The organism is Psychrobacter sp. 5A.1, from assembly GCF_030407455.1.
Taxonomy (GTDB): domain Bacteria; phylum Pseudomonadota; class Gammaproteobacteria; order Pseudomonadales; family Moraxellaceae; genus Psychrobacter.
In genome coordinates this window covers 1-4,135 of the sequence record NZ_JASDDJ010000108.1, presented here as the reverse complement: position 1 = coordinate 4,135, position 4,135 = coordinate 1, and the positions used below count along the sequence as shown (strand labels likewise).

Annotated in this window: 3 protein-coding genes, 1 pseudogene and 1 other annotated feature; of the genes and pseudogenes, 1 reads left to right on the top strand and 3 read right to left on the bottom strand. The window is 39.5% G+C overall.

The genetic code is table 11. The annotated features are described in order from the left end of the window. Nucleotides 1-301: 301 nt before the first annotated feature. Nucleotides 302-417: a sequence feature (AL1L pseudoknot), on the top strand. Between the two features lie 225 nt (nt 418-642). Then, nucleotides 643-1,815 (bottom strand): autotransporter outer membrane beta-barrel domain-containing protein, encoded by a 1,173-nt coding sequence (locus QL982_RS14140; RefSeq protein WP_356645915.1) that lies wholly within the window; start codon nt 1,813-1,815, stop codon nt 643-645. 3 nt (nt 1,816-1,818) lie between these two features. Next, a pseudogene (locus QL982_RS14135) lies at nt 1,819-2,247 on the bottom strand (choice-of-anchor F family protein); the annotation flags it as partial. An 80-nt stretch (nt 2,248-2,327) separates the two neighbouring features. Between QL982_RS14135 and QL982_RS14130 the strand changes: the two are divergent. After that, nucleotides 2,328-3,029: an IS1 family transposase gene (locus tag QL982_RS14130; RefSeq protein WP_290165891.1), complete on the top strand. Its 702-nt coding sequence runs from the start codon at nt 2,328-2,330 to the stop codon at nt 3,027-3,029. A 101-nt stretch (nt 3,030-3,130) separates the two neighbouring features. Here QL982_RS14130 and QL982_RS14125 read toward each other — a convergent pair whose 3' ends face one another. After that, nucleotides 3,131-3,850 carry a hypothetical protein gene (locus QL982_RS14125; RefSeq protein ID WP_290165894.1) on the bottom strand — a complete coding sequence of 240 codons (720 nt, stop codon included), beginning with the start codon at nt 3,848-3,850 and terminating at the stop codon, nt 3,131-3,133. Nucleotides 3,851-4,135 lie beyond the last annotated feature (285 nt).

Genomic DNA, 4,135 nt, shown 5'->3' with positions numbered 1-4,135 from the left:
ATTGTATAGTATACAAAAATATATATTAATTGCATTTAGTCAGTCAGTTACTATGCTTTAGACAAAAGAACGTGTCGTTCATATGCTGATTAAAACGTTAGGCGTTTACTTCTTTACATTCACATGGTTAGCTGTCTAAGTAATAGCGTCAGAGATTGTAACCAGGGGCTGTAGGCTTGAAGATCGGACATAATGGTATAAAAGCATATAAATAAAACCATACCTGAAAATGTGCAAGTACGAAGATAGGGGCAGCGTATTAAAGAGCTCAAACAAGCGAATGAAGTCATGCACAAGAATACGACTTTTTCGCACAGGCAGAGCTCGACCGCAAACTGGATAATTAGTCAGTTTATCGATGACTACAAAAATAATCACGGGATCGAGCCAATCTGTCGAGTAATGCTAATTGCCTCATCAAACTACTATCGTGCTAAATACTTGGAGCGTTGTTTTAGAAAGCGCTATTTAGAGAAATTATAAATCGCTACAAAGGCACAAGAGATAAAAGAAATCGTACTTTTTGGGATTGCTATTAATGCCTTTACCGCAATACATACTTATAAAAAAGCCAGATAATCTAGTATCTGGCTTTTCATAAAATCTTAATCCTTAATAGGAAGAGGTGAGTATTTTATCTATCTAAAAAGTAGTGTTTAAGCCAATTTGTAGGCCTTGACTATCATAGTCACTACCAAATGTTCCATTATAACCACCGTATACAGCAACTTGAGTAGAGGCATTAGTTCTAATAACATGATCAACGCCAACACTCACATCTATCAAGTCTTCATCCATACCTTTCACTGTGTAAGGTGCTAAACCATTTTGGTCTATGAAACCGCTCTTGATAGCAAGATCATCGCCAGATGCGTTTGTGTATTTAACACTACCTGTTAGACGAGTATTACTAGTAGGGAGTTGATATTCACCACGGGCACCGATAGAAGCTAGAAGGATATCAGAGTCTTGATCTCCAACTTCTAGATTCCAAATACCTGCGCTATTTTCAGTAAATCCGTCAACTGAAACATCATAATATTCAATTGATGCCGTAGGACCTACTTTAAAGCCGCCCATGTCTTTCAAATAATCAACATTTAATGCTGCGAAAACCTGTGAGCCGTCGGTATTTGCAGTTGCGGTGGACTGATCCGGTGCTTCCCGTGACGAGTCATATGATAGATCTTGATAGCCGACTGAGGCTTGCACTAAGCCGCCCGCACCAAAACGAGTTCGTGTAAAGGCTGTTACTGAGTAACCATCAGCATCTATCTTGCCTTGATTCTGATACGCTTCTGCCTCTGAATCTGTATAACCTACTGCCAAACCTAGCGAGGAATTAGTACCGTTTAGACGCTTCTCTATACCTGCAGAAAGTGAATAAACATCAATATCATAACCTAGAGAATTACTCACTGGATCATATGATGAACGTGAGCCACTTTGCGAAGCAAAACCATACAGACCATCCTGCATTAACCAACTATCATTATTTGAATTAGCATCCTGATTATTACTCATGCTATCCCAAGGTACAGATCTAGTAACGGCTCTTAACTGATCACGCGATGCCTCGAAGCCAATATTAGTGAATGCTGCTGCGTAACCAAATCCGATACTATTTAGGAACTTCGATTTTTCAGTTGCACTCATCTCTTCAATACCAGAGATGGCATCTTGATAAGTTTCGTTATTACCTAGAAGGTTTAGATAAGGAACTTCGGCCAACGTATCCACATAAATTGCATTTCGCAACTGATAATCAGATGTTGCACTCGCGACGATAGGTGCAAACTTTGGAGCAATGCGCACTGTTACTTCACCACCGTCAATAGTACCGACCGTCATTGTGTAATTCAGATTGGCATTACGTAGATCTTCGACTGGTTCAACTTCAAATAAACCATTCGCTGTTGCCGCAGCCACAATAGTCTCAGGTACTAAGCTGCCTGACTCATAACCAAGGTCCTCTACACTAACGCCTAATGAAGTTGCTAAATCAGTAAGTCTGGCGGCAATATTGTCTTCAGTATCTAGTGTGCCGTATGTCCAACCACCTTTAGAAGGATTATTCCACGCGATTAGTGCACCCTCATCATCGGGATCTTCATTATCGTCCCAGAATATACCGTCTGGTACCATAGTGTTGTCTAGATAGCCTGTACCGAAAAGTGCATTGTATTCATCGTTGGAGAGACCATCGAACGTCAAAGTATTCCTTGACTTTGTGACAAGATTAAATTTTGTTTTGGTGGTGTATCAGAAAGTATGCTGAGGAGATAAAAGGAGCGTGACAGCCAAAGCAAGATGATATATTTGAGGTTATGAAGACACAAATAGATATCAGCTGCCTCGACTGTCACAGTCCCAGTTTTTCGATATACGGCATAAAAAGCTATGGCAAGCAGAACTACCAATGCAAGGACTGCAAACGACAATTTATTGGTGATCATGCTTTAACCTACCAAGGTTGTCACTCTCAAATAGAAGATAAAATACGGCTAATGACGGTTCATGGTTGCGGCGTTAGAGACATAGCTATTATAGCCTCAGTCAGTATCGGTAAAGTATTGAGCAGCATAGGCTCATCTATTTATAAGATCGCACCTAAGAAGCGCTACTATGAACGCTTAGAGGTTGATGAATTCTGGACTTACGTGTATCGCAAGAAGCGTAAAGTCTGGCTCATCTACGCTTATGACCGTGCTACTAATGAGATTGTCGCTTATGTCTGGGGCAGACGCGACTTAAAAACGGCTAAGAAGTTAAGAGTACGTTTAAAGCAGCTTACAGTCAGCTATGGCTCTATCAGCATGGACAACTGGGACAGTTTTATAACCGCCTTTAAAAGTGATAACAAACGAATTGGCAAACAACATACGGTAGGCATTGAAGGTAATAACTGCCGTCTTAGACACCGGTTAAGACGAGCGGTTAGAAAGACTTGTTGCTTCTCAAAAAAGCTTGATAATCACTTTAAAGTATTCGATCTGGTGTTCTTTTATGTCAATTATGGTTACGTCTGATGCCAGCATACTTTTTAGAACACCACCAGAATTTGTAATGGCCTCATAGGCTCGGCGTCTTAGTCCAATTTACTCAAGCCATGACAGTTTAGTCATTACCGTTAGTCATTACCGAGCCCTTGCTCAGCGACGCTAGTAATGTCTTGATGGTATGTTTTGTCAAAGTTGTTTTTTAGGTGTTCCATTTCATCAATTTTTTGCTCATTACGTGTCTTCACTTCCTTGATGGCTGCGCTCAATTGTCTGTTGATTTCTTCTGCTTCGGATTTGATCGACAGATATTCTTTATCGGTACTGATTGAAGGTTCTTTTTTTGGAGTGTCTATATCTAATAGACCTGCCCGATTTTTCATACTCTTTACAGACTCGACATTATTTGCTGGTGGGTATACATTTGTCTGGCTTTCTTGATATTTGAGCAGGTTGTTTTTTTGAATCGTCTTTTCCGGTGGAGTGACAGGTGCTTTAGAAGGTTTTGGGCTATTTTTTTCTTTAGCATGTGAATGTGCTGATTGTTTTGGTGTATTTAGTGGCGTCATTGTTTTTTCATGAGTTGTTGGCTTCGTTTCTTTAACGTTGCTATTGATGTTATTAGAGATTTTGGTCGCATCAAGAGTAGGTACATAGGTTGTGTCGTTGAGGGTGGACTGGTCATGATTAAGCCATTTATTAGCTGATGCTCTAACGATAAGTTCATTGCTATTAGTAGGCTGTGTCGATGCGTCTTTATTAAAATTGAGATAGAAAATATAGAAAATCCCTATGTGCATTAATATGGCAAGACATAATGCCCATGACCATTTTTCACAGAGTTTTATCATGATATAGCTTGCCTCTTTGACAGTGTGGTATTTAGTGGTAAAATATCGTTATTTGTTTGGTATTTTAGGCAAGAGAACCATTTATCGTCTGATTGAACCTTTTATCTGTTTTTACCATGGTTTACCTCATGAAAGCTCTACTTCTCATGGCTTTTGACAGCGTACTTCTTTATAATAGTGCTGTAATCGGCATATTTTTCATCTATTTAACCCCACTCTCAACTTTAAAAGTGATTGAAAAAAGAAGAGCATCTCACTAATCTATTGTTTTCGACCAAGAATACA